This window comes from Micromonospora zamorensis (assembly GCF_900090275.1).
Lineage (GTDB): Bacteria > Actinomycetota > Actinomycetes > Mycobacteriales > Micromonosporaceae > Micromonospora > Micromonospora zamorensis.
Window position 1 is genome coordinate 547,199 of the sequence record NZ_LT607755.1, and the last position, 22,611, is coordinate 569,809.

General features: G+C 71.7%; 22 protein-coding genes. 13 read left to right on the forward strand and 9 right to left on the reverse strand.

What is annotated here, in order from left to right; translation table 11 throughout:
- Positions 1-1,014 carry a ketol-acid reductoisomerase gene (gene ilvC / locus GA0070619_RS02475; RefSeq protein ID WP_088946550.1) on the forward strand — a complete coding sequence of 338 codons (1,014 nt, stop codon included), beginning with the start codon at positions 1-3 and terminating at the stop codon, positions 1,012-1,014.
- Positions 1,015-1,441: 427 nt separating this feature from the next.
- Entirely contained in the window at positions 1,442-3,040 is a 1,599-nt protein-coding gene (gene serA / locus GA0070619_RS02480) for a phosphoglycerate dehydrogenase (protein ID WP_088946551.1), read from the forward strand.
- A gap of 76 nt (positions 3,041-3,116) precedes the next feature.
- Here serA and GA0070619_RS02485 read toward each other — a convergent pair whose 3' ends face one another.
- Entirely contained in the window at positions 3,117-3,473 is a 357-nt protein-coding gene (locus GA0070619_RS02485; RefSeq protein WP_088946552.1) for a hypothetical protein, read from the reverse strand.
- Between the two features lie 385 nt (positions 3,474-3,858).
- A complete protein-coding gene (locus tag GA0070619_RS02490; protein WP_088946553.1) occupies positions 3,859-4,701 on the reverse strand; it encodes an FAD:protein FMN transferase in 843 nt (280 codons plus the stop codon).
- A 231-nt stretch (positions 4,702-4,932) separates the two neighbouring features.
- Between GA0070619_RS02490 and GA0070619_RS02495 the strand changes: the two genes are divergently transcribed.
- Together GA0070619_RS02495 and GA0070619_RS02500 are read left to right on the forward strand one after the other, a co-directional pair.
- Entirely contained in the window at positions 4,933-5,964 is a 1,032-nt protein-coding gene (locus GA0070619_RS02495) for a 3-isopropylmalate dehydrogenase (RefSeq protein ID WP_088946554.1), read from the forward strand.
- 163 nt (positions 5,965-6,127) lie between these two features.
- The gene (locus tag GA0070619_RS02500) at positions 6,128-7,225 is read left to right on the forward strand and encodes a branched-chain amino acid aminotransferase (RefSeq protein WP_088946555.1); all 1,098 of its coding nucleotides are present in this window, start codon (positions 6,128-6,130) and stop codon (positions 7,223-7,225) included.
- A gap of 79 nt (positions 7,226-7,304) precedes the next feature.
- Here the strand turns inward: GA0070619_RS02500 and GA0070619_RS02505 are convergent, their stop codons facing one another.
- Together GA0070619_RS02505 and GA0070619_RS02510 are read right to left on the reverse strand one after the other, a co-directional pair.
- Positions 7,305-8,051, reverse strand: coding sequence for a tyrosine-protein phosphatase (locus GA0070619_RS02505; protein ID WP_370453074.1), 747 nt, complete (start codon positions 8,049-8,051; stop codon positions 7,305-7,307).
- Positions 8,052-8,116: 65 nt separating this feature from the next.
- Positions 8,117-8,575 carry a hypothetical protein gene (locus GA0070619_RS02510; protein WP_088951510.1) on the reverse strand — a complete coding sequence of 153 codons (459 nt, stop codon included), beginning with the start codon at positions 8,573-8,575 and terminating at the stop codon, positions 8,117-8,119.
- Between the two features lie 365 nt (positions 8,576-8,940).
- Here GA0070619_RS02510 and cimA point away from each other — a divergent pair, with 365 nt between their 5' ends.
- Entirely contained in the window at positions 8,941-10,524 is a 1,584-nt protein-coding gene (cimA, locus tag GA0070619_RS02515; RefSeq protein ID WP_088946557.1) for a citramalate synthase, read from the forward strand.
- Between the two features lie 39 nt (positions 10,525-10,563).
- Here the strand turns inward: cimA and GA0070619_RS02520 are convergent, their stop codons facing one another.
- The 3 genes from GA0070619_RS02520 to GA0070619_RS02530 form a co-directional block, all read right to left on the reverse strand.
- Positions 10,564-11,577: an endonuclease/exonuclease/phosphatase family protein gene (locus GA0070619_RS02520; protein ID WP_088946558.1), complete on the reverse strand. Its 1,014-nt coding sequence runs from the start codon at positions 11,575-11,577 to the stop codon at positions 10,564-10,566.
- A gap of 137 nt (positions 11,578-11,714) precedes the next feature.
- Complete coding sequence (locus GA0070619_RS02525; RefSeq protein WP_088946559.1) at positions 11,715-12,146, reverse strand: hypothetical protein; 432 nt, start codon at positions 12,144-12,146, stop codon at positions 11,715-11,717.
- Entirely contained in the window at positions 12,143-13,225 is a 1,083-nt protein-coding gene (locus GA0070619_RS02530; RefSeq protein ID WP_088946560.1) for an IS630 family transposase, read from the reverse strand. The genes GA0070619_RS02525 and GA0070619_RS02530 overlap by 4 nt, the downstream gene beginning before the upstream one ends.
- Positions 13,226-13,603: 378 nt before the next feature.
- Here GA0070619_RS02530 and GA0070619_RS02535 point away from each other — a divergent pair, with 378 nt between their 5' ends.
- The 7 genes from GA0070619_RS02535 (at position 13,604) to arfB (ending at position 19,174) form a co-directional block, all read left to right on the forward strand.
- Positions 13,604-14,113, forward strand: coding sequence for a hypothetical protein (locus GA0070619_RS02535; RefSeq protein WP_088946561.1), 510 nt, complete (start codon positions 13,604-13,606; stop codon positions 14,111-14,113).
- Between the two features lie 267 nt (positions 14,114-14,380).
- Complete coding sequence (locus GA0070619_RS02540; protein WP_088946562.1) at positions 14,381-15,424, forward strand: AAA family ATPase; 1,044 nt, start codon at positions 14,381-14,383, stop codon at positions 15,422-15,424.
- Entirely contained in the window at positions 15,421-16,440 is a 1,020-nt protein-coding gene (locus tag GA0070619_RS02545; protein WP_088946563.1) for a DUF58 domain-containing protein, read from the forward strand. The genes GA0070619_RS02540 and GA0070619_RS02545 overlap by 4 nt, the downstream gene beginning before the upstream one ends.
- Positions 16,437-17,396 carry a VWA domain-containing protein gene (locus GA0070619_RS02550; protein ID WP_088946564.1) on the forward strand — a complete coding sequence of 320 codons (960 nt, stop codon included), beginning with the start codon at positions 16,437-16,439 and terminating at the stop codon, positions 17,394-17,396. The genes GA0070619_RS02545 and GA0070619_RS02550 overlap by 4 nt, the downstream gene beginning before the upstream one ends.
- A gap of 38 nt (positions 17,397-17,434) precedes the next feature.
- Positions 17,435-18,307, forward strand: coding sequence for a S1C family serine protease (locus tag GA0070619_RS02555; RefSeq protein ID WP_088946565.1), 873 nt, complete (start codon positions 17,435-17,437; stop codon positions 18,305-18,307).
- 110 nt (positions 18,308-18,417) lie between these two features.
- Positions 18,418-18,714, forward strand: coding sequence for a hypothetical protein (locus tag GA0070619_RS02560; RefSeq protein WP_088946566.1), 297 nt, complete (start codon positions 18,418-18,420; stop codon positions 18,712-18,714).
- A 34-nt stretch (positions 18,715-18,748) separates the two neighbouring features.
- Positions 18,749-19,174 carry an alternative ribosome rescue aminoacyl-tRNA hydrolase ArfB gene (gene arfB, locus GA0070619_RS02565; protein WP_088946567.1) on the forward strand — a complete coding sequence of 142 codons (426 nt, stop codon included), beginning with the start codon at positions 18,749-18,751 and terminating at the stop codon, positions 19,172-19,174.
- A 13-nt stretch (positions 19,175-19,187) separates the two neighbouring features.
- On the opposite strand, the gene GA0070619_RS02570 is transcribed toward arfB, so the two are convergent.
- Together GA0070619_RS02570 and GA0070619_RS02575 are read right to left on the reverse strand one after the other, a co-directional pair.
- Positions 19,188-20,054 carry a 3-methyladenine DNA glycosylase gene (locus tag GA0070619_RS02570; RefSeq protein ID WP_088946568.1) on the reverse strand — a complete coding sequence of 289 codons (867 nt, stop codon included), beginning with the start codon at positions 20,052-20,054 and terminating at the stop codon, positions 19,188-19,190.
- 33 nt (positions 20,055-20,087) lie between these two features.
- Entirely contained in the window at positions 20,088-21,563 is a 1,476-nt protein-coding gene (locus GA0070619_RS02575) for a hypothetical protein (protein WP_088946569.1), read from the reverse strand.
- Positions 21,564-21,735: 172 nt separating this feature from the next.
- On the opposite strand from GA0070619_RS02575, the gene GA0070619_RS02580 reads away from it, so the two are divergent.
- Positions 21,736-22,539: a fumarylacetoacetate hydrolase family protein gene (locus GA0070619_RS02580; RefSeq protein ID WP_088946570.1), complete on the forward strand. Its 804-nt coding sequence runs from the start codon at positions 21,736-21,738 to the stop codon at positions 22,537-22,539.
- The last annotated feature ends 72 nt before the right edge of the window (positions 22,540-22,611 follow it).

The window sequence follows — 22,611 nt, forward strand, 5'->3', positions numbered from 1 at the left end:
ATGAGCGTTGAGGTGTTCTACGACGACGATGCCGACCTCGGCCTGATCCAGGCCAGGAAGGTCGCGGTGATCGGCTACGGCAGCCAGGGTCACGCCCACGCGCTGTCGCTGCGTGACTCGGGCGTCGACGTGGTGATCGGTCTGCCGGAAGGCTCGAAGAGCCGTCCCAAGGCCGAGGAGCAGGGCTTCCGGGTCCTCACGCCGGCGCAGGCCTCCGCCGAGGCTGACGTGATCATGGTGCTCGCACCGGACACCGCCCAGCGTTCCATCTACTCGGAGTCGATCGCCCCGAACCTCGCCCCGGGCAAGGCCATCTTCTTCGGCCACGGCTTCAACATCCGGTACGGCCTGATCACGCCCCCGGCCGAGGTGGACGTGGCCATGGTCGCGCCGAAGGGCCCCGGCCACCTGGTGCGCCGCCAGTACGCCGACGGCAAGGGTGTGCCCTGCCTCGTCGCCGTCGAGCAGGACGCCAGCGGCAACGCGTTCGCCCTCGCCCTCGCGTACGCCAAGGGCATCGGTGGCACCCGCGCTGGCGCGATCAAGACCACCTTCACCGAGGAGACCGAGACCGACCTCTTCGGCGAGCAGGCGGTGCTCTGCGGCGGTGCCTCCGCACTGGTGCAGACCGGCTTCGAGGTGCTCACCGAGGCGGGTTACGCCCCGGAGGTCGCCTACTTCGAGTGCCTGCACGAGCTGAAGCTGATCGTCGACCTCATGTACGAGGGCGGCATCGCGAAGATGCGCTACAGCATCTCCGACACCGCCGAGTACGGCGACCTCTCCCGCGGCTCGCGCATCATCGACTCCCGGGTCAAGGACGAGATGCGCAAGATCCTGGGCGAGATCCAGTCCGGCGAGTTCGCCCGCGAGTGGGTCGCCGAGGACGAGGCCGGCCGGCCCAACTTCACCAAGTGGCAGGCCGAGGGTGCGGCGCACCCGATCGAGGAGACCGGCAAGAAGCTGCGCGGCATGATGAGCTGGGTCGACCGCCCGATCACCGAGACCGCCTGACGCATCCTGCGACACCGACGGCCCCGGCCGGCGCTCTCCCCAGCGTCGCCCGGGGCCGTCGAACCATGCGCCGCCCCGCCCCTCAACGCGCTCGATGCCTCCGTGATCCGCGCAACATCAGGGATATTGCGCCCTCAGGCTGCTTCGAGGCAGCAGTTTCCCCGATGTTGCGCGGGTCATGGCACCGATGGGCGGGCGCGGCGGCGGGCGGGACCGTTTCGGCCCGGTGAACGGTCGATGTCCGTCGCACGACCGGGCGTGTGAGGGCCCTCACCCCGAAGACCGGAACATGCTGGGCAGCAAGGCACCTACGATCGCGGGTAGGTGCAGCAGCCGGCACCTGACGGCCACGGCACGGATCAGCGCAGGGTGCAGTGCGGCGCCCCGCCGCCCGGGCCGATCGCAAACACGACCTCTACGAGGACCGATGAATCCTGTCGTACTGATCGCCGAAGAACTCGCCCCCGCCGCCATCGAGGTGCTCGCCCACGACTTCGACGTCCGTCACGTCGACGGCACCGACCGTCCGGCCCTGCTCGCGGCGCTCTCCGAGGCCGACGCCGTGATCGTGCGCAGCGCGACCCAGATCGACGCCGAGGCGGTCGCCGCCGCGCCGCGACTCAAGGTGGTCGCCCGGGCGGGCGTCGGGCTGGACAACGTCGAGGTGCCGGCCGCCACCGCCCGGGGCGTCATGGTCGTCAACGCGCCCACCTCCAACATCGTCTCCGCCGCCGAGCAGGCCGTCGCACTGCTGCTGGCCGTCGCGCGTAACACCGCGAGCGCCAGCTCCGCGCTCAAGGCGGGGGAGTGGAAGCGGTCGAAGTACACCGGCGTCGAGGTGCAGGGCAAGACCGTCGGCGTGGTGGGGCTCGGTCGCATCGGGGTGCTCTTCGCGCAGCGCATCGCCGCGTTCGGCACCCGGCTGATCGCGTACGACCCGTACATCCAGCCGGCCCGCGCGGCGCAGCTCGGCGTACGTCTGGTCGGTTTGGAGGAGCTGCTGCGGGAGAGCGACTTCATCTCCATCCACCTGCCCAAGACGCCGGAGACGGTGGGGCTGATCGGTGAGAAGGAGCTGGCGATCGTCAAGCCCGGCGTTCGCATCGTCAACGCCGCCCGTGGCGGGCTGGTCGACGAGCAGGCGCTCGCGAACGCGATCGCCGAGGGGCGGGTCGCCGGCGCCGGTGTCGACGTGTACAGCAAGGAGCCGTGCACCTCGTCGCCGCTGTTCGCCTTCGACAACGTGGTGGCCACCCCGCACCTGGGCGCCTCCACCCACGAGGCGCAGGACAAGGCGGGTCTCGCCGTGGCCAAGAGCGTCAAGCTGGCGTTGCAGGGCGAGTTCGTCCCGGACGCGGTGAACGTGCAGGCGGGCGGCGTGGTCGCCGAGGACGTCCGGCCGCTGCTGCCGCTGGCGGAGAAGCTGGGTCGGGCGTTCACCGCTGTCGCCGGTGGGGTTGCCGCCAGCGTCACGGTCGAGGTGCGTGGCGAGATCGTCAGCCACGACGTGTCGGTGCTCAAGCTCGCCGCCACCAAGGGCCTGTTCAGCTCGGTGGTCGAGGAGCAGGTCACCTACGTCAACGCCCCGCACCTGGCGGCCGAGCGTGGCGTCGAGGTCACCCTGGCGACCCTGGCCGAGACGGCCGAGCAGCCCACGTTGGTGACTGTGCGTGGCGCGCTGCCGGATGGTCGTACGGTCAGCGTCTCCGGCACCGTCACCCACTCCGGTGCCCGGGACGTCCTCAAGCTGACCGAGGTGGACGGCTTCGACGTGGAGATCGGCGCGGAGGGCATCCTGCTCTTCCTGCGCTACGCCGACCGGCCCGGTGTCGTCGGCACCGTCGGCACCCTGCTCGGCGAGTCCGGCATCAACATCGCCGCCATGCAGGTGGCTCGGCGCGAGGCGGGCGGTGAGACGCTGATGACGCTGACCGTCGACCAGGCGCTCGGCGCGGACCTGCTGACCTCGGCCGCCGACTCGATCGGTGCCACGTCGGCCAGCGCCGCGGACCTGCGCGACGAGTAAGTAGACGACAAACACTGTGGGGGGCCTGGCGATTCGCCGGGCCCCTCGTCATTTCCCGTCCGTGAAGCAGGCCAGGTCAGCCGGGCAGTCGGGCCGGGGGCGGGTAGACCGAGCCGTCCTGCGGGTCGAAGAGCATCAGCCCGTGCTCGCCGGCCAGCCGTTCGATGTCCAGCAGCACCTGGTCCGCGCAGGTCGGGTGCAGGTTCAACTCGACGTGATCGTGTGCGGCGTGCAGTGGCGCCACCGCCCACGGGCTGTTCGGGCCGGGGTGGCGGTCCGGATAGGAGGCGGTGATGGCGCGGTAGAAGCTGACCACCCTCGGGTCGGGGTAACGGTCCACGTGTCGCCCCTGTCGGCAACCGTCGACCGCTGTCCGTACGTCCTCGGGCGTCGCCCCGTGCTCCAGGGCCCACACGCTCAGATCGAAACTCACGGCGGACAGCGTGCCATCCGTCGTTCACCATGTCGAAACTGCCTCGCCGCCGGGTCAACCACCGGATACCGCAGTCTCCGGTCACGACGGTCCGCTGTGGAGACTCTTGCGTCGAGTTGCGTCGATTCGCTAGCGTACGTCTGCGGTCACTGGCCGAGTTCGAGGCGCCGGCCCGTCTTCGGGTGGCGCGGTCGACGTCCGGCCCGACCGGTCCGCACCCCTCGATTGTGCGAGCCACGCGCACTCGTCGCTGACCGGCCCCCACTGTCGTTGCCGAGACCGTGGGGGCCGATCGCATTGGCCCGTCCGGCCGCCTGTCAGCGGCCGAGGTGCGAATCGGGCCCGAGCGCCGCGGGGAGACGGGCTCGCTGCGCCCGCGTTCTTCTCAGCGTCGGTGTGCGAACAGCGCCCGATAGTCGGAGTTGCCACGGAACCACGACAGGCCGGTGGGGCCGGCCGCGTAGAGCGCTGTGGCGTACGCGTCGGCGATGGTGAGGTCGGGGCCCACGACGGTGGCGGCGACGAGCTGGTCGGCCGGCTCACCGGTGTGCGGGTCCACCACGTGCCCCTGCCGCCCGGTCACCCCGGACGTGCCGACCGCTCCGGCGGTCATCTCCAACACCAACGGGGCGCGCTCGGGTGCGGTGGGGTGGTGCACCGCGACCCGCCAGGGCCCACCGTGCGGCGCGTGGCCGCGAACGACGAGGTCGGCACCGGTGAGGACGGCGTAGTCGTGGATGCCAGCGGCACGAAGCCGCTCGGCGGCGCGTTCGACAGCCCAGCCGCCGAGCAGACCACCCGGGTCGAAGCCGCCGGGCACCGCCCAGGCGTCGAACCACCCGTCGGTGGCGGCGCGCATGGCCGTGCAGCGGTCCACCAGGTCGGCGAGTGGCGGGTACGAGTCGGGACTGATCTCGCCCCTGCGCAGGCGGGAGACCAGGCTCTCCGGCCGGTTGGGACCGTAGGTGAGGTCGATGGCGCGCAGCTCCGCCACGCTGTCCCGCAGTGCCTCGCCGACGCCGCGGCGGCCGAGCCACGCGGGGGCGTTGAGCAGGAGGGTGTATTCGGCGGTCGCGGTGCGAACGGTGTGCTGCACCGCGATCCGGCCATCGGTGGCGGAGGTTGGGTCGATGCGGTGTCGACGGCTGCCGAGTCGGAGGTCCGGCCGGCGGTGGCGGAATGCGGCCGGGTCCGGCCAGCGGGTCCGCGGCTGCTCGTCGATGCGCATCGCATCTACCCCCTCGCGCTTGGCGTCGCGTCGTCGCGACGCCGATGGTCGGCAGGCCCCCGTGACCCGCTGACCACCACCGTATGCAGCGGACATGACCGCCCCATGAGTCTCAGCTGAGAGGGTGCTGTGCATCCGCGCGTCCCGAATGTTGGAAGGCGCGTACCGGGAGGCGGGACACCCACGTACCGTTGCCCCGGAGGAGAACCCGTTGAGCAGAGGAGTGCGGTCGTGGCGCGGATCGCGGTGGTTGCCGGGGACGGTATCGGGCCCGAGGTGGTCGCGCAGGCCCGCAAGGTGCTCGACGCGGTGCTGCCCGGCGTGCAGGCCACCGAGTACGACCTCGGCGCCGCCCGCTGGCACCGTACCGGAGAGGTGCTGCCCGACTCCGTGCTGACCGAGCTGGCCGGGCACGACGCGATCCTGCTCGGCGCGGTCGGTGACCCGACGGTTCCGCCGGGTGTGCTCGAGCGAGGGCTGCTGCTCAAGCTCCGCTTCGCCTTCGACCAGTACGTCAACCTGCGCCCGTCCCGGCTCTGGCCCGGGGTCGCCGGCCCGCTCGGCAACGTCAAGCCGGGCGAGGTCGACCTGGTGGTGGTGCGCGAGGGCACCGAGGGTCTCTACGCCGGGGCCGGTGGTTCGCTGCACCGGGACACCCCCGCCGAGGTCGCCACCGAGGAGAGCCTGAACACCCGGCACGGCGTGGAGCGGGTCATCCGCGACGCTTTCGCCCGCGCCGGCCGCCGCGAGCGGCGCAAGGTCACCCTGGTGCACAAGACCAACGTGCTCACCCACGCCGGGTCGCTCTGGTCGCGCACCTTCGACGTGGTCGCCGCCGAGCACCCGGACATCGCCACCGAATACCAGCACGTCGACGCGGCGGCCATGTTCCTGGTCACCCAGCCCCAGCGCTACGACGTCGTGGTCACCGACAACCTCTTCGGCGACATCCTCACCGACATCGCCGCCGCCGTCACCGGCGGGATCGGGTTGGCCGCCAGTGGCTGCATCAACCCCGAGGGGGCGTACCCCTCGATGTTCGAGCCGGTACACGGCTCGGCGCCGGACATCGCCGGGCAGGGCATCGCCGACCCGGTTGCCGCGGTGCTCTCCGCCGCGTTGCTGCTGGAGCAGCTCGGGCACGCCGAGGCCGCGGCCCGGGTCAACGCGTCGGTCGCCGTCGAGCTGGCCAGCCGCACTCCGGGCGTGACGCTGCGTACCGAAGAGGTAGGCGACCGGCTCGCCGCCCACGCCGTAGCCTGACCGACCCGACCCCACCAGCGACCGGCCCGGCCTCGGCCCGGCCGGGCCGCTCTGTCTCGCCCGAGCGGCGCTACCCGCTGAACGACCGTTCGGGGTAAGTTTCTGGCACAGCCAAGTCGGTGTGCGATTCCGCATGCCGTTGTCCCGCAGGGAGGTCAGCGCGATGAGCGGTGGTGACAAGCTCGACTTCGAGATCCGTCCGAATCCCGCACCGGTATCGGCCGCCGACCGGGCCGCCCTGCTGGCCAACCCCGGGTTCGGCCGCGTCTTCACCGACCACATGGTCACGGTCCGTTACGCCGACGGCAAGGGCTGGTACGACGCCCGGGTCGAGGCGCGGGCCCCGATCCCGATGGACCCGGCCAGTGCGGTGCTGCACTACGCGCAGGAGATCTTCGAGGGGTTGAAGGCGTACCGGACGGCCGACGGTGGCGTGACGATGTTCCGGCCGGACGCCAACGCCGCACGCTTCGCCACGTCGGCGCAGCGGATGGCGATGCCGGTGCTGCCGCCCGAGGTGTTCGTCGACTCGCTGCACAAGCTCATCGAGATCGACCGGGAGTGGATCCCCACCGACGAGCACGGCAGCCTCTACCTGCGGCCGTTCATGTTCGCCAGCGAGGTCTTCCTCGGCGTCCGCCCGGCCAACGAGTACCTCTACATGGTGATCGCCTCACCGGTCGGCGCGTACTTCACCGGTGGCGTCAAGCCGGTCACCGTCTGGGTCTCCCCGGACTACACCCGGGCCGCGCCCGGCGGCACCGGCGCGGCCAAGTGCGGCGGCAACTACGCCGCGTCGCTGGCGGCCCAGGCCGAGGCCATCGAGGCCGGCTGCGACCAGGTCGTCTTCCTGGACGCGGTGGAGCGCCGGTTCGTCGACGAACTGGGAGGCATGAACGTCTTCTTCGTCTACGACGACGGCACGGTGGTCACCCCACCGTTGACCGGCACGATCCTGCCGGGCATCACCCGCGATGCCATTCTCGCGCTGGCCGGGGCGGCCGGGCACCAGGTCGAGGAGCGGCCGGTCAGCTTCGCCGACTGGCAGGCCGACGCCGCCAGCGGACGCCTGAAGGAGGTGTTCGCCTGCGGCACCGCCGCGGTGGTCACCCCGATCGGTGGGGTCCGCTTCCCGGACGGCGAGTTCCTGATCGGTGGCGGCGAGCCCGGCCGGGTCACCATGGCGCTGCGTCAGCAGCTGGTCGAGATCCAGCGTGGCGAGGCCGCCGACCCGCACGGATGGGTGCAGCGGGTCTTCTGACATCCGTCGCTGCGCCGGCCCGTCCAGAGGGACGGGCCGGCGCAGTCGGACCGGTACAGGCGTCCGGAACCTCGGCGGTCTACGCCTCGGTGGGCTCGGCGAGCAGGTGGGCGCGGAGCGCGGCGAGCTGCTCGTCGGTCACACCGGCGTGCCGCAGGTACGCCTCGACCGAACCGTGCCCCTCGCGCAGCTCGTCCAGGAAGATCTGCATCGCCTCGGCGGGTGAGGCCAGGAACGGCGCCGGCAGGTCCCCGCCGCCCGGGTTGATGGAGGCCAGCCACGCGCTGTACCGGGCCGACGCCTCGCTGCTGAGCGCGTAGTCCGCGGTGATGTCCGCGTCGTCGACGCCGAGCACGGCGAGGGTCAGCGCGCAGACGATGCCGGTGCGGTCCTTGCCGGCGACGCAGTGCACCACCACCGGGGCGTTGGCGGAGTCGGCGATCAGACCGACGGCCTCGGCCAGCCCGGCGGTGCCGGTCTGGGCCAGGGCGGCGTACCGGTCCGCGAGGTACCGGGCCAGGCTCGCGCCCTCCTCGTGCGGCACGCCCGCCCAGTCGTCGTGCTCCGGGTGGATGTGCCGGTAGGTCAGCCCCTGGTATGCAGGCACCCGGCCGTCCCGCTCCACCTCGGTGGGGCGGCGCAGGTCGATGACGGTGCGGATGCCGATCGCGACGAACGCGTCCCGGTCCTGTTCGGTGAGGCGGTGCAGCGAGTCGGAGCGGTAGAGCCGACCACGGCGTACGGGTCGGCCACCGTGCCCGAGGTAGCCGCCGGCGTCGCGGAAGTTGAAGGTGGCGGGGAGCGGGATCTGTCGGCTGTCGTCGATGGCGTCCACGCCCTCACGGTAACGGCCGGTGGGTCCGTGCCCCACCGGCCGTCGGGGCCGAACCGTCAGCGTGCCGTGCCGGGTGGAAGCGCACCGTACGTCTCGTCGTAGTAGCCGCCCAGCTGATCCCGGTAGCTCGGGTCGCTGTGGCTGGTCTCGTCGTACTCCGGGGCGGCCTTGATCTGGTCGCGGGTCCGGTCGACGGAAACGGTGCGCTGGTCGTGGTCGACCTGGTTGACGGTGCCGGCCGGCAGCATCACCTTCTTACCGAAGATCCAGGGGCCGGTGTCCACGACCAGGTAGCTGCCGTCCACCTCGTGGCTGGCGCTGTCGATCTTGCCGATTCCACCGTCGGTGGCCTCGACCTTGTAGCCGACCAGGTCGGCGTCGGCCACCCCGGCCTGGTCCCGGTAGCGCCAGGGGTCGAAAGTGCCGGCCGGCGCGCCGCCGGGCACCGTGCCCTGGTCGCCACCGCGCAGCGGGTCCGGCCCGGCGTGGGTGGCGTGGGGATCGATCCTGTCCATGCCGTTCACTCCTGACTGTCGCCGATCGTCTCGGCGTAGGTGGGTGCGTCCCCGCAGGAGCTACCCGTCCGCCGGGGACCGGAAACGGCAGGAGGCCGAGGCCGCGGTGCGGCGGGACGCCGAGCCGCGCCGTGTGGCGGCGGCCCGTCGGGGCGTACGTGCTCCGCCCGGCGCTGGGGGCCACGCAGGGTGACCGTCCCGCTATATGGATTGTTCCTCCCAAAACCACGGGCGGAGTGGCAGAGTGGCCATCGTGACCAGCACCGCCCTGATTATTGCGACCTAGCGCGCCGGCCCCCTCCGCCGAGCGCGCAGACCTCCCGCATCCGCGGGAGGTCTTTTTGTTGCTCCGAGAAAGGATCCTGATGACGTTCCAGGTCTTCGACACGACGTTGCGCGACGGCGCCCAACGCGAAGGGCTCACCTACTCGGTGGTCGACAAGCTGGCCGTGGCCCGGCTGCTCGACGAGTTCGGGGTCGGCTTCATCGAGGGCGGTTGGCCGGGCGCGGTGCCCAAGGACACCGAGTTCTTCCGCCGGGCGCGCACCGAACTGGACCTGCGGCACGCCGTCCTGGTCGCGTTCGGCGCCACCCGCAAGGCCGGTGTGGCGGTCGCCGACGACCCACAGGTGCGTGCCCTGCTGGACGCGCAGACGCCGGCGGTGGCCCTGGTTGCCAAGGCCGACAGCCGGCACGTCGAGCGCGCGTTGCGCACCACCGGCGCGGAGAACCTCGCGATGATCCACGACACCGTCAGCCACCTCGTCCGCGAGGGCCGGCGGGTCTTCGTCGACGGTGAGCACTTCTTCGACGGCTACCGGCACGATCCCGCGTACGGCGCGGCGGTGGTGCAGACCGCGCTGGCCGCCGGCGCCGAGCGGATGGTGCTCTGCGACACCAACGGCGGCATGCTGCCGTCCCAGGTGACCGCCGTGATCGCTGACCTGACCGACAGGCTGGGGATCGACGCCGCGCTGCTCGGCATGCACGCCCAGAACGACACCTCCTGCGCGGTGGCTAACACGATCGCCGCCGTGGAGGCGGGTGTCCGCCACGTCCAGGGCACCGCCAACGGGTACGGCGAACGCCCCGGCAACGCCGACATCTTCGCGGTCGTCGCCAACCTCCAACTCAAGCTGGGCATGCCCGTCCTACCGGAGGGCTGCCTGGCACAGATGGTGCGGGTCTCGCACGCCATCGCCGAGATCGCCAACATCGCCCCCGACACCCACCAGGCGTACGCCGGGGCTGCCGCCTTCGCTCACAAGGCGGGGCTGCACGCGAGTGCGATCAAGGTCGACCCGTTGCTCTACAACCACGTGGACCCGTCGGTGGTGGGCAACGACATGCGGATCCTGATCACCGAGATGGCCGGCCGGGCCAGCGTCGAGCTCAAGAGTCGTGAGCTCGGCCTGGACCTGGCCGGCAGCCCGGAGGCACTGACCCGGGTCACCAATCGGGTCAAGGAGCTGGAGGCGGGTGGCTGGTCCTTCGAGGCTGCGGACGCCTCCTTCGAGTTGCTGGTCCGCTCCGAGTTGCCGGAGGGCAGCCCGGCCCGACCGTTCACTCTGGAGTCGTACCGGGTGCTGGTCGAGCACCGCGAGGACGGCGCGGTGGTCTCCGAGGCGACCGTCAAGATCCGGGTACGCGGTGAGCGGGTGATCGCCACCGCCGAGGGCAACGGCCCGGTCAACGCGCTCGACGAGGCGCTGCGGGTGGGCCTGGCCCGGCACTACCCGCAGCTGCGCGACTTCGAGCTGGCCGACTACAAGGTGCGCATCCTGGAGGGCAGCCACGGCACCGGCGCGGTGACCCGGGTGCTGCTGGAGACCGCCAACGGCACCGGCCGGGACTGGACCACTGTCGGTGTGCACCCCAACGTGGTCGAAGCGAGCTGGCACGCCCTGGTCGACGCCCTCACCTACGGCCTGGCCCCCACCACGGTCTAACCCCCCACCCCAGCGCTGCACGTGGGGCAGCGCTGGGGGTTACCGGGTTGGGAGGGTCACGGTGGCTAGGACGGGGCGGTGGTCGCTGCCGGGTAGGGCGAGCACCTTCACCGACCGGACCGCGATGCGCCGGTCGACGAGCACGTGGTCGATGGTGACCGGTGGGATGAGGTCCCCGTCGTACGGGCCCCAGGTGCCGGTCAGGCCCTTTCCGGTGGCGTCGGCGGCGTCGACGTAACCGGTGCTCAGCAGGGCCCGCAGAGGGCTGTGGTCGAGGGTGGCGTTGAAGTCGCCGGCGAGGATCTGCAGGCCGCCGTCCGGGGTGGCCGGTGGTTGACCCTTCAGGTCGGCACGCCAGGCGCCCACCTGGTCCACCGCGTATGGCGCCGAGGGGTGAGCCGACTCCACGCGGACCGGGGGCGCGTCGGGGATGGCTATCGTGCCGTGCGCCTGGGTGAAGCCCCAGCCGCCGAGGTTGCGCCGCAGGCCGACGTCGGTGAGCGGCCACCGCGAGTAGAGCCCGGAGCCGGGTGTGCCGATCTCCGGGTTGAGCTGCCGGTGCGGCAGCAGCCCGTCGAGGCCGAACCGATCCAGGGCCGCCTGCGCGTCCGGGGTGAACTCCTGCACGGTGAGCACGTCCACCTCGTAGCGCCGCACCAGCTCGACCAGGGTCCGCGCGTCGCCGGCGCCGGCGAGCAGGTTGGCGGTGAGCAGCCGGACGGTCGGCCCGGCCACCGTCGGCTGCGCGGAGGCCAACGCCCGGGGTGCCACGGCACCGAGCAGTGCCACCGCCGCCACTGCCGCGAGGGCCGCCGGCCACCAGCGCCGCAGGGCGAGGGTGAGGGTGAGGGCCAGCACGCTGAAGCCCGCGACGTACGGCGTGAAGGCGAGCGCCTGCACCAGCGGCCCCCGGTCCAGGCCGATCAGTCGGAGGGCGGCCCAGAGGGCTGTCGGGGCGACCACCAGCCAGCAGACCGCCGTGCGGAGCCGAGCGCTTCGGTGCCACCCCGACGTGGGCGTGGGAGTGAGCGTTGACGGAGCGTCGACGATCATGGCGCTGATCCTAGTGTCGTGTGTCTGAACTGGATTGACGGTGGGACCCGTGAGTGGCTCGGGGGTCGGCACGCCTTGGCCACGGAGTGCTGCAGTTTCGTTGTGGCGGTGAGTCCGGCTGGTCGGAGTTGCGCCGGTCAGGTGGGGCCGAACTCCGGGCTTGTGAGGTCCACGGTGACGGACAGGCGTGAGCTTGACCTGACCGTGGCGTGTGGCCCGTGGATGGCTGCGTCGACAAACGGGTTGGAGTCTTCCAGGTAGACGACCCACACGAGCATGTTGAGTTGGTCGAGCCTGGCGAAGAATCCTTCCGAGCCGTAGGACCCTTCGCCGCAGCATAGGTATCCGGAACCATCGGGCAACGGCAGCTCGATGGTGGTGATGATGGTGGTATGCCATTCGGGGTTGGCCAGCAGCCATGCTTCGAGGTCGAACGGCTCGAGCAGCGCGAGTCCGCCGGGCGTCGACGGTCCGGCTCGCACGGCTCGGGTTAACCCATCGGCTCGATAGAGGCCGTCTCGGATCGGGAGGTTGTCGGCCAGCCACAGCCGCGCGATGGTGCTGTTCACGGTCGTGGGCGCCCCTTTCGCCGGTCGGCCTTGGCGATGATCTGGTCGGCGGTCTTGGTCCAGGCAAACGGTACGCAGCGCTCGTTATAGGCATCGATGAAGGCGCGGATGGCGCCGATCAGGTCTGGGACACTGGTGAAGGTGCCGCGGCGAATGGCCTGCCGGGTGATGATGCCGAAGAAGATCTCAACCAGGTTGAGCCAGGAGCAGCCGGTCGGGGTGAAATGCAGCCTAATCCGCGGGTGCTTGGCCATCCAGGCCTTGACCCTGGGGTGGCTGTGGGTGGCGTAGTTGTCGACTACCACGTGCAGCGGCACCCGCGGATGCGCCTTTGCCACGATCTTGAGGAAAGCCAGGAACTCATCGCTGCGGTGCCGCTCGTGGCAGGCGTCGGCGGTGATGCGTCCGGTGGCCACCTCAAGCGCGGCGAACAGCGTTGTGGTGCCGTGCCGGACGTACTCATGGGTACGTCGCTCGGCGACGCCGAACCGCATCGGCAGCAGCGGGGCGGTCCGGTCCAGGGCCTGGATCTGGGACTTTTCGTCTACGCACACAACGACCGCCTTCTCCGGCGGCGCCAGGTACAACCCGACCACGTCACGGATCTTCAACTCCAGCTGCGGGTCCGTGGAGAACTTGAACGACTCGACCCGGTGCGGCTGCAGGTCCCAATCGCGCCAGATTCGGGCGACCTCGGCGAAGCTGACCGGCATCCCATCCTTGGTCAGCTGCTCGGCCAGCAGCCGAGCAGACCAGTGCGTGACCGCCAGCTCGGCTGGCGGCGGGTTCAGCGTCGCGGTCACCACCGCCGCTTCGTCGATGACCGACGGGCGACCCGACCGTGGCAGATCGGCCAGCGCGTCCATCCCGCCAGCTTCATACCGGGCTCGCCACGAGATCACCGTCTGTCGAGTCACACCGACGCGCCGGCCGATCTCGGCGTTGGGCAGCCCCTCCGCGGCCAGCAGCACCATCCTGGCCCGCGACACATGCCCGGCCGCAGCAACCGACGAGCGCGTCAACGCACGAAGACGAGTGCCGTCACCTGGGCGCAACACCAGCGGTGCGGCAACAGCCATGCCCCATTGTCCCGCACGATCACCGTCTGATCACTTACGACACGCGGCACTCGTTCAGAACAGCGAAGCAATTTCGTGAATGGTGACGCGCTCATCTTTCACAATTATCTGACGGCTGATTGACAGCTCGACAAAGTGAGATCAACTATTGACTCCCGGCTTTTTCCGGTGCTACGTTCCATCTGGCTTAAACGACGCAACTCTGAGTAGTAATCCCAGCTCAGACGGGTTAGAGGTCGTTGAGAAATCAACCTCACTGGGTGCAGGAGAAACAACTTGCCCCCGCCCTGCCGTCGTCGTGCCGCCTATTTGAGGGCAGTCATCCGTCCCGCCCCGCGGGTCGGCCGAATTCGCACGGTCACACAAGGGGGACCTGTCATGAGCACATCTTTCCGACGTAAGGCGGCAGCGGTCACGTTCGCCGTCCTGGCGCTCAGCCTGGCTGGTGGGGGGATCGCTATCGCCCAGCCGTCGGCGAAGGCGCCGCAGGAGGCTGTCCAGCCCGCGGCCCGCGGCACGAACTCCCAGCCGCCGGTCACCGCCGAGTCGGCCCGGATGGCGAAGGCCGCGCTGAAGTCGGGTGCGGCCACCACGCTGGTCGCCAGCACCACCGTGGTCGTCGTCAACTCCAACGGCACCAAGGCACGCGGCGTCGGCACCGTCATCAAGTACGGCGTCGGCCAGTACGAGGTCCAGTTCGGTTACACCGTCACGTCGGGCGTCTTCGTGGCCACCGTCGGCCGGGCTGACGCCTGCTGCATCCCGCCGGCCGGCGAGATCTCGGTCGCGCCCCGGCTCAGCACGCCCAACGGGGTCTTCGTGCAGACCCGCAACTCGGCCGGCACCCCGACCGACCTGGGCTTCCACCTGGTCGTCCACCTCCCCTGATCGACCGACGTCCGGCCCCCGCGCCTCGTGCGCGGGGGCCGCACCATGTCCGCTGCGGGGCCCACCGGTCCCAGCCCGACTCCGGCTCTGATCCACTCGGTTTCCTGCCAGGTCCGGTTTCCGTGGTCCCGAGTCGATCGGCCGTCGCCGAGTGCCTCGTGCCGTTCTTCACCCGTTCGCGCGGCTCATCCCCGTTCGGGTCACCCCGGGGCGGTCCGGCCCGCACAATCCCACGTTTGCCGGGCACGTGCCCGGGAAGCAAGCACCGTGACGGACATCTCGGACACCCTGGCCAGCATGCCCAGCTCGGTCGATCCCGAGCCGACGGGCGCCGAGCTGGAACAGACCCTCTTCGAGGTCAAACGCGTGATCGTCGGGCAGGATCGCCTCGTCGAACGCCTGCTCACCGCACTGGTCGCCAACGGGCACTGTCTCCTGGAGGGGGTGCCCGGCGTGGCCAAGACACTGGCCGCCCAGACCCTCGCCACAGTGGTCGGCGGCAGCTTCTCGCGGATCCAGTTCACTCCGGACCTGGTCCCCTCCGACATCGTCGGCACCCGGATCTACCGGGCCTCCAAGGAGACCTTCGACATCGAGCTCGGCCCGATCATGGCCAACCTGGTGCTGGCCGACGAGATCAACCGTGCCCCGGCGAAGGTCCAGTCGGCGCTGCTGGAGGCGATGGCCGAACGGCAGGTCTCGATCGGCGGGCGGAGCTGGCCGGTCCCGGAGCCCTTCCTGGTGCTGGCGACCCAGAACCCGATCGAGTCGGAGGGGGTCTACCAGCTCCCGGAGGCGCAGCGCGACCGGTTCCTGATGAAGGTGGTGGTCGACTACCCCAGCGACGCCGACGAACTGGCCATCCTCTACCGGATGAGCACCGACCGGCCGAGCCCACGGCGGGTGCTCGACGCCCAACGGCTGCGGGACCTCCAGCTCCACGCCGAGAGGGTCTTCGTCCACCACGCGCTGGCCGAGTACGTGGTGCGGCTGATCCTCGCCACCCGGGACCCGGGCCGGTTCGGGCTGCCGGAGATCGCACCACTGCTGGCGTACGGGGCCAGCCCGCGGGCCACCCTGGGCCTGGTCGCGGCCGCCCGGGCGCAGGCCCTGCTGCGGGGACGGGAGTACGTGCTGCCCGAGGACGTCCGTGAACTCGCCGTCGACGTCCTCGCCCACCGGCTGGTGCTCTCCTTCGACGCGGTGGCCGACGGGGTGTCGGCCGAGAGTGTGGTGCGCCGACTGGTCGAGGCGGTGCCACCGCCTCGGCTGGCCAGCCCACAGCAGACGCCGGACCTGGCGGCGGCATGAGACGCGTGCACGTGACACCCGCCGCCGCGCCGGCCGACCCCGGCCTGGCCGAGCTGGCCCCCGACCAGCGGTTGCGCCGCCTGGAGCTGACCGTCACCCGCCGACTGAACGGCCTGCTGCACGGCCAGTACCGCGGCCTGCTGCCCGGACCGGGCAGTGAACCAGCCGGCAGCCGCGAGTACCGGCCGGGCGAGGACGAGGTGCGCCGGATGGACTGGGCGGTGACGGCCCGTACCGCCGTACCGCACGTCCGGCAGGTCGACGCCGACCGTGAGCTGACCACCTGGCTGTTGGTCGACGGCAGCGCCAGCATGGAGTTCGGCACCGCCGAGCTGGACAAGCGGGAGTTGGCGGTGGCCGCCGTCGCGGCGGTCGGGTTCCTGACCGCGGGCGTCGGCAACCGCCTCGGCGCCCAGGTGCTGCGCGCGGACGGGGTACGCCGCTTCCCCGCCCGCGCCGGACGTACCCATCTGCTTGCTCTGCTCCGCGCGCTGCTCGCCGCCCCTCGTGCCACCGCGCCCGGGTCGGAGGCCGGGGAACAACCCCGCCCGCCGGATCTGGCCGACGGGCTCGACGCGCTGCACCGGATCGCCAACCGGCGGGGACTGGTCGTGGTGGTGTCCGACTTCCTCGACGGGCTGCCCGACGACCCCGACAGGCAGGCGCCCTGGGAACGGACGCTGCGCCGGCTGACCGCCCGGCACCAGGTGCTGGCGATCGAGGTGACCGACCCGCGTGAGCTGGAGCTGCCGGATGTCGGCCTGATCACGCTGATGGACCCGGAGACCGGGCGTTGCCGTGAGGTGTGCACATCGGACCGTCGGTTGCGGGAGCGGTACGCCGAGGCCGCCGCCGCCCAACGCGATCAGGTCCGCCAGGCCTTGCGCCGCAGCGGGGTCACCCACCTGCCGTTGCGCACCGACGGGGACTGGAGCGCGGACATCGTCCGGCACGTCCACGCCCAACGTCGGCTGGCCGCCGCGCCGGCCGGCCACCGACGGGGAGGTGTCGCGTGATCTGGCAGTCGCCACTGCGACTCTGGCTGCTGCTCGGCGTGCTCGCCCTGGTCGTCGCGTATCTGGTGGTGCAGCGCCGACGCAGCCGCTACGCGGTCCGCTTCACCAACCTGCGGTTGCTGGACCGGGTTGCGCCCGAGCGGCCCGCCTGGCGCCGGCACGTGCCGGCCGGGCTCTTCCTGGCCATGCTGGCGCTGCTCGTGGTCGGGTTCGCCCGACCCAGCGCCGAGGTCCGGGTGCCCCGGGAACGCGCCACGGTGATGGTGGCGGTGGACGTGTCCACGTCGATGCTCGCCACCGACGTGGAACCGGACCGGTTGACCGCCGCGAAGCAGGCGGCCCGGCGCTTCGTCGAGGGCCTGCCCGACGAGTTCAACGTGGGGCTCGTCGCCTTCGCGGGCAGCGCAGCCGTGCTGGTGCCGCCCGGCACCGACCGGGGCGCCCTCGACGAGGGGATCGACCGGCTCGCCGAGGGAATCACCGGGGTGCAGGGCACCGCGATCGGCGAGGCCATCAACACCTCGCTCGGCGCGGTCAAGAGCCTGGACAGCGAGGCCGCCAAGGAGACGCCGCCGGCCCGGATCATCCTGCTCTCCGACGGCGCCAACACCTCCGGGATGGACCCGATGGAAGCGGCGGCGGAAGCGGTGACGGCCGAGGTGCCGGTGCACGCCATCTCGTTCGGCACACCGTCCGGGTTCGTGGACCGTGGCGGACGGCCCATCCAGGTGCCTGTCGACGGGCAGACGCTCAAGGCGGTCGCCGAGGAGACCGGCGGCATGTTCCACGAGGCCAGCACCACCGACGAGCTGCGAGCCGTCTACGACGACATCGGCAGCTCGGTCGGATACCGCACCGAGCGGCAGGACGTCTCGGCCCGGTTCATCGGCCTCGGACTGGTGTTCGCGATGGGTGCCGCCGCCGGCTCGATGCGCTGGTTCTCCCGGCTGCCCTGATCGCCGCGCACGACCGACGTCGACCGTGAGGAGTACGCATGGCAGTGCAGACCGGACTGGGCGAACCGCGCGGTCCCTGGTTCATCTCGCCGGAACTCGACCCGGACGGGCGCGGGTGGTGGGACCCACCCGAGCGGGAACCGGGCGGGCGACAGCCTGGGCGGCTGCTCGCCGTGCTGGCCGTGGTGGCGGTCTCCGCGGTCTCCGGTGCTCTCGCCGGTGGCGTGGTGGCCAGCCGGGACGGGGCTGGGGGCCCGGCAGCGGCGTCCGCCGCCCCGGTGCCGGCCGAGCTGGTCACGGCGGCGGAGCGGACCGTACCCGGGGTGGTGTCGGTGCTGGCCGGCGGCGGCGCGACCGGCGGGTCCACGACCAGCGGGTCCGCGACCGGGTCGGGCTTCGCCGTCGACGACCAGCAGCACCTCATCACCAACGACCACATCCTGGCCAAGGGGGGCGGTGGGCCGGTGACAGTGGAGCTGCCCGACGGCCGCCGGTTCGCCGCCGAGGTGGTCGGACGGGAGCCGCGCAGCGACCTGGCCGTGCTGAAGGTGCCGGCATCGGCCGGGCTCACCCCGTTGCCCCTGGCCAAGCCGGGAGCGACCCGGGTCGGCGAGCCGGTCCTCGCCGTCGGTTCGCCGCTCGGCCTGGCCGGCACGGTCACCGCGGGCATCGTCAGCGCGTTGGACCGCGAGGTGCGGCTGGGCAACAACCGGCACACTGCGGTGCAGACCGACGCCTCCATCAACCCCGGCAACTCCGGAGGGCCCCTCGTCAACGCCCGCGGGGAGGTGGTCGGGGTGAACACCGCCATCGCCACCATCGACGGAAACGGATCGATCGGCATCGGCTTCGCCATCCCGATCGACCAGGTGCAGCAGACCGCCGACACGATCATCGGCAAGGGTGGCTGAGCTGCCCGGACGGCCTCGCGGCGGGCGGTGGCAGCGCGGCCACTGTCAGATATCCGGCGGGACAGCATCGGGCCATGGAAATATTACGGTCGGTATGGATACTGGCGGAGGTGGAGAGTCCCCTTCTTGCGGTCCTCCTGCTGGTGGGCCTGGTCATTGGATGTGCAGTGGGGTCGGCGTACGCCCGGGCACGACGCGGGTGGAACGATTACCAGACCGTCAAGAAATCGGTGCCGGGCGCCCGTCGAGGCGCCTGGACACTCGTCCGTGGGCTCGTCGTCAAGGCCGCTGTGATCGCGCTGCTGCTCTTCGGCGCGGTGGCGTACGCGGCGGTCGGCGCCGACGAGGAAACCGCCGGGCCGACGCCCAGCCAGTCCCCGCCGCAGAGTGAGCGTCCGCACCGATGACCCCCGGCGGGTCGTCGCGGGTTAGCCTCGGGGCGTGGACGACGGACTGCGGGTGACCGACCGGTGGGTCGTCCCCGCCGGGGAGCTGCGGGAGCGCTTCTCCCGCTCGTCCGGGCCGGGTGGGCAGGGAGTGAACACCGCGGACTCCAGGGTCGAGCTGAGCTACGACCTGGCCAACTCGCCGGCCGTGCCCGAGTGGCTGCGGACGCGGGCCCTGGCCCGGCTGGCCAACCGCCTGGTCGACGGGGTGCTGACGATCGCCGCCAGTGAGCACCGGGCCCAACTGGCCAACCGGGAGGCGGCCCGCGAACGGATGACCGCCCTGCTGCGGGAGGCCGCCGCACCCCCACCGCCGGCCCGCCGAGCGACCCGCCCGTCGCGGGGGGCCAAGGAACGCCGGCTGGCCGAGAAGAAGCGCCAGTCCCAGCGCAAACGCGACCGCCGCGCCGACGACGACTGACCGGTCGGCCGGCTCAGGCCGGGACGGCGGCGAGCAGCCGGTCGCGTAGCACAGCGGCCCGGTCGGCGAACCCACGTTGCGCCACCGCGTACTCCGCCCGACCCTCCGGCGTCTCCACCCGCACCGGCGGACAGCCCAGCGCCGCCAGGTCGTACGGGCTGGCCCGCATGTCCAGCGTGCGGATCTCCCGGGCCAGCTCGAACGCGTCGGCCACCAGTTCCGAGGTGACCAGCGGGGACAGCTTGTACGCCCACTTGTAGAGATCCATGTTGGCGTGTAGGCAGCCCGGCTGTTCGAGTGCGTGCTGCGTCTCCCGGGTCGGGGTGAGCAGGTTCAACTGTCGAGCCGGCGGCGTGAAGAACCGGAACGCGTCGAAGTGGCTGCACCGCACGCCGCGCTCCTCGACGACCGCGGCGGTCCGCTCCGGGGTCAGCCGCAGCGGCCAGGCGTTGTGCCGCAGCTCCTCACGGGTCTGCCGGTAGACCATCGCCCACTCGTGCATCCCGAAGCAGCCGAAGTGCGGGGCCCGCCCGGCGGTGGCCGCCAACAGGGAGCGGATCCAGGTGATCGACTCGCCGCGCCGCGCGCGTACCGCATCGGTGTCGAGGGTGACCCCGGCGGCGGTGGCGCTGTAGTCCCGGCCGAACTCGGCCGGGTCGGCGTCGCGCAGCTCGACCCCGGCCCCCGGGTGCCAGCGACGGAGCTGGGCCGGGCGGTGCGAGTAGTAGGTGAACAGGAAGTCGGCCACCGGATGCCGTTCACCACGCCGCCGGCGGGCCAGGTGCGGCGTCAGCCAGACGTCCATGCGCTCCTCGTGGGCCCGTCGGCGGGCCTGCCACTGCGCCACGTCGAGCACGGCGGGGGCGAGGGCGGCGGTCACGCACCCAGGGTACGACCGCCGCCCGCACACCGGTCAGGGCATGTGCACCCGGACGCCGGCGGAGAACACCCCGCTGCGCAGCTCCAGCTGCTGGGGCGGGTCCCGCCCGTCGACGGTGAAGACCAGCGGGAGCACCATCCGGGTGCCCGCAGCCATCGGGTCGGCGAAGATGTCCCGACCCAGGTTGGCCGCCCGGGTGGCCGGCTCGTCGGTGCTCACCCAGCGCCCGCCGGGCAGGTACGCCCGTTGCAGCTGACCGTGCCAGGGCTGGTGGTCCCCGGTGACGTTGCGCACACCCACTGTGGCCTGGCAGCGTCGACCGTTGGCCGGTGCCGCACCACCGCCGTCGGTCTTCGCGGCAGAGCCGGGCGCACCACACGACATCCGGTACACGGTGAACTCGAACGCCGACTCACGCAGCGGCACACCCACCGGTCCGGTCACACCGCTACCCCTCCACGCGCCGCTGGTCGGCTGCTTCTGCGTGTCGATCTCCGAGACCTGCCGGGTCGCCGTCCAGCCGGCGGTGCCGACGACACCGGCCAGCACCACGACGGCGGCACCCACCAACAACCAGACCGGCGGGGTACGCCGACGACTCGCCGGCCTCGGGGCTGCCGGACGCGGATAGATCGTCCCGCGATCACCCTCCGGCCCGCCGCTGGTGGCCAGTGCGGCAGCCGTCACCCGACGCCCGCGCCGACGTCGCCACACCCACAGCAGCGCGGCGCTGACCAGCAGCAGGACCGCCAGGCCGGCGAGCAGCACCGGGTACCGCCGCCAGGGCGGCGCCTCGGTGACCTCGGCCGCCGGTGCTCCCGCCGCCTTCCAGGTGGCCGTCGCGCAGTCGTACGGCCGGCTGCCGTCACTGGTGAACGCGCAGGCCGGCGCGGTCAGCGGCTGGCCCGGCGCGGTCGCGGCGAGGGCGGTGCCCAGCGTGGTGCTGCTGTGCGCCGGCAGCCGCAACCGCCAGGTCACCTCCGTGCTGGACCCGCCGGCGCTGGTGGACCGGCCGCCGGCGCTGATCGCGGTCGGCGACGAGCCGGCCGGCAGCTCCTGACGCACAGTGGTGTCCACCGGCGCGTTGCCCACGTTGCGCACCTGGATCCGGTACCTCGGCGCCGGGCTGCTCTCCGGCGCGACCGCCACCGTGACCTGTTGCGGGGGCGCTGACGCCGGCGCCCGGGAGGGTGGTGCCACCGCCGGTGGCGCCGAGGGCGGGGTGGGCTCGGTCAGCCACGCGACCACCGCGACCGGCGGCTGCGTGACGGTCGGCCCGGCGGTCTCCGCCGGTGGCCGCGCGGCGCCCGGTCGTGGCGTCGCGGCGACTGGCGGCGCCGCAGCCGGTGACCGTGGCGTCGCGGTCGTTGGTTGTGGCGTGGCGGCCGGTGGTCGTGGCGTGGCCGCCGCCTCCGGGGCCGCCGACGGCAGGGCCGGCACGGCGGCGAGGATGCCGAGGCAGTGTACGAACACTGCGAGGGCTCTGTGGTGTCGTGTCGATGCAGGCATACGAACGAACCTCCGGAGCCGACGGTAGGGGCGAGTTGCCTCCGTGCGGGTACGAAGTCGGGAAGACCGCCCCGCTCACCTCCTGCTCCGATAGGGTGCCGCGCTGACGTGTTGCGCACACCGCACGGCCGGTCCTGGCCGGTGCAGGTGTCGGCGGGGCTAGATTGGCCGGGTGCGTATCGCTCGTTTCGCCCATGCCAAGGGAATGTCGTTCGGTGCCGTCGAAGGCGAAGCGGAGGCCGGGCCGCAGGGCCTGACCATCGCCGAGATCGAGGGCCACCCGTTCGGCAAACTCTCCTTCAGTGGGGCCCGTTGGGCCCTTTCCGACGTTCGGCTGCTCTCGCCGATCCTGCCCAGCAAGGTTGTCTGCGTCGGCCGCAACTACGCCGACCACGCCGCCGAGCTCGGCAACGACGTGCCCAAGGAGCCGCTGCTCTTCCTCAAGCCGTCCACCTCGGTGATCGGCCCCCGCGACGCCATCCGACTGCCGATCTTCTCCAAGCAGGTCGAGCACGAGGCGGAACTCGCGGTCGTGATCGGGGCACCGGGGGCGCGCCGCGCCGACCGGGCCGCCGCCGAACGCGCCATCTTCGGCTACACCTGCGCCAACGACATCACCGCGCGGGACCTCCAGCGCTCGGACGGGCAGTGGACCCGGGCCAAGGGCTTCGACTCGTTCTGCCCGATCGGTCCGTGGATCACCACCGGTCTGGACGTCTCCGACGTGGAGATCCGCTGTGAGGTGGGTCGCAACCCGGAGGAGATGGAGGTACGCCAGCTCGGCCGGACCAAGGACATGGTCTTCGACGTGGCGGGCCTGGTGTCGTACATCTCGCACGTGATGACTCTGCTGCCCGGAGACGTCGTTCTCACCGGCACTCCGGCCGGGGTTAGCCCGCTTGTCGAGGGGGATACGGTCACCGTGCGGATCGAGGGCATCGGCGAGCTCACCAACCCGGTGGTTCCCGTCGCCTGATCCGTCCGATGCCCCTGTTTCCGCAGCTCACGAGTGGTTCGGGGGGATCGGATTTGGCCAGTCGGCACCGGG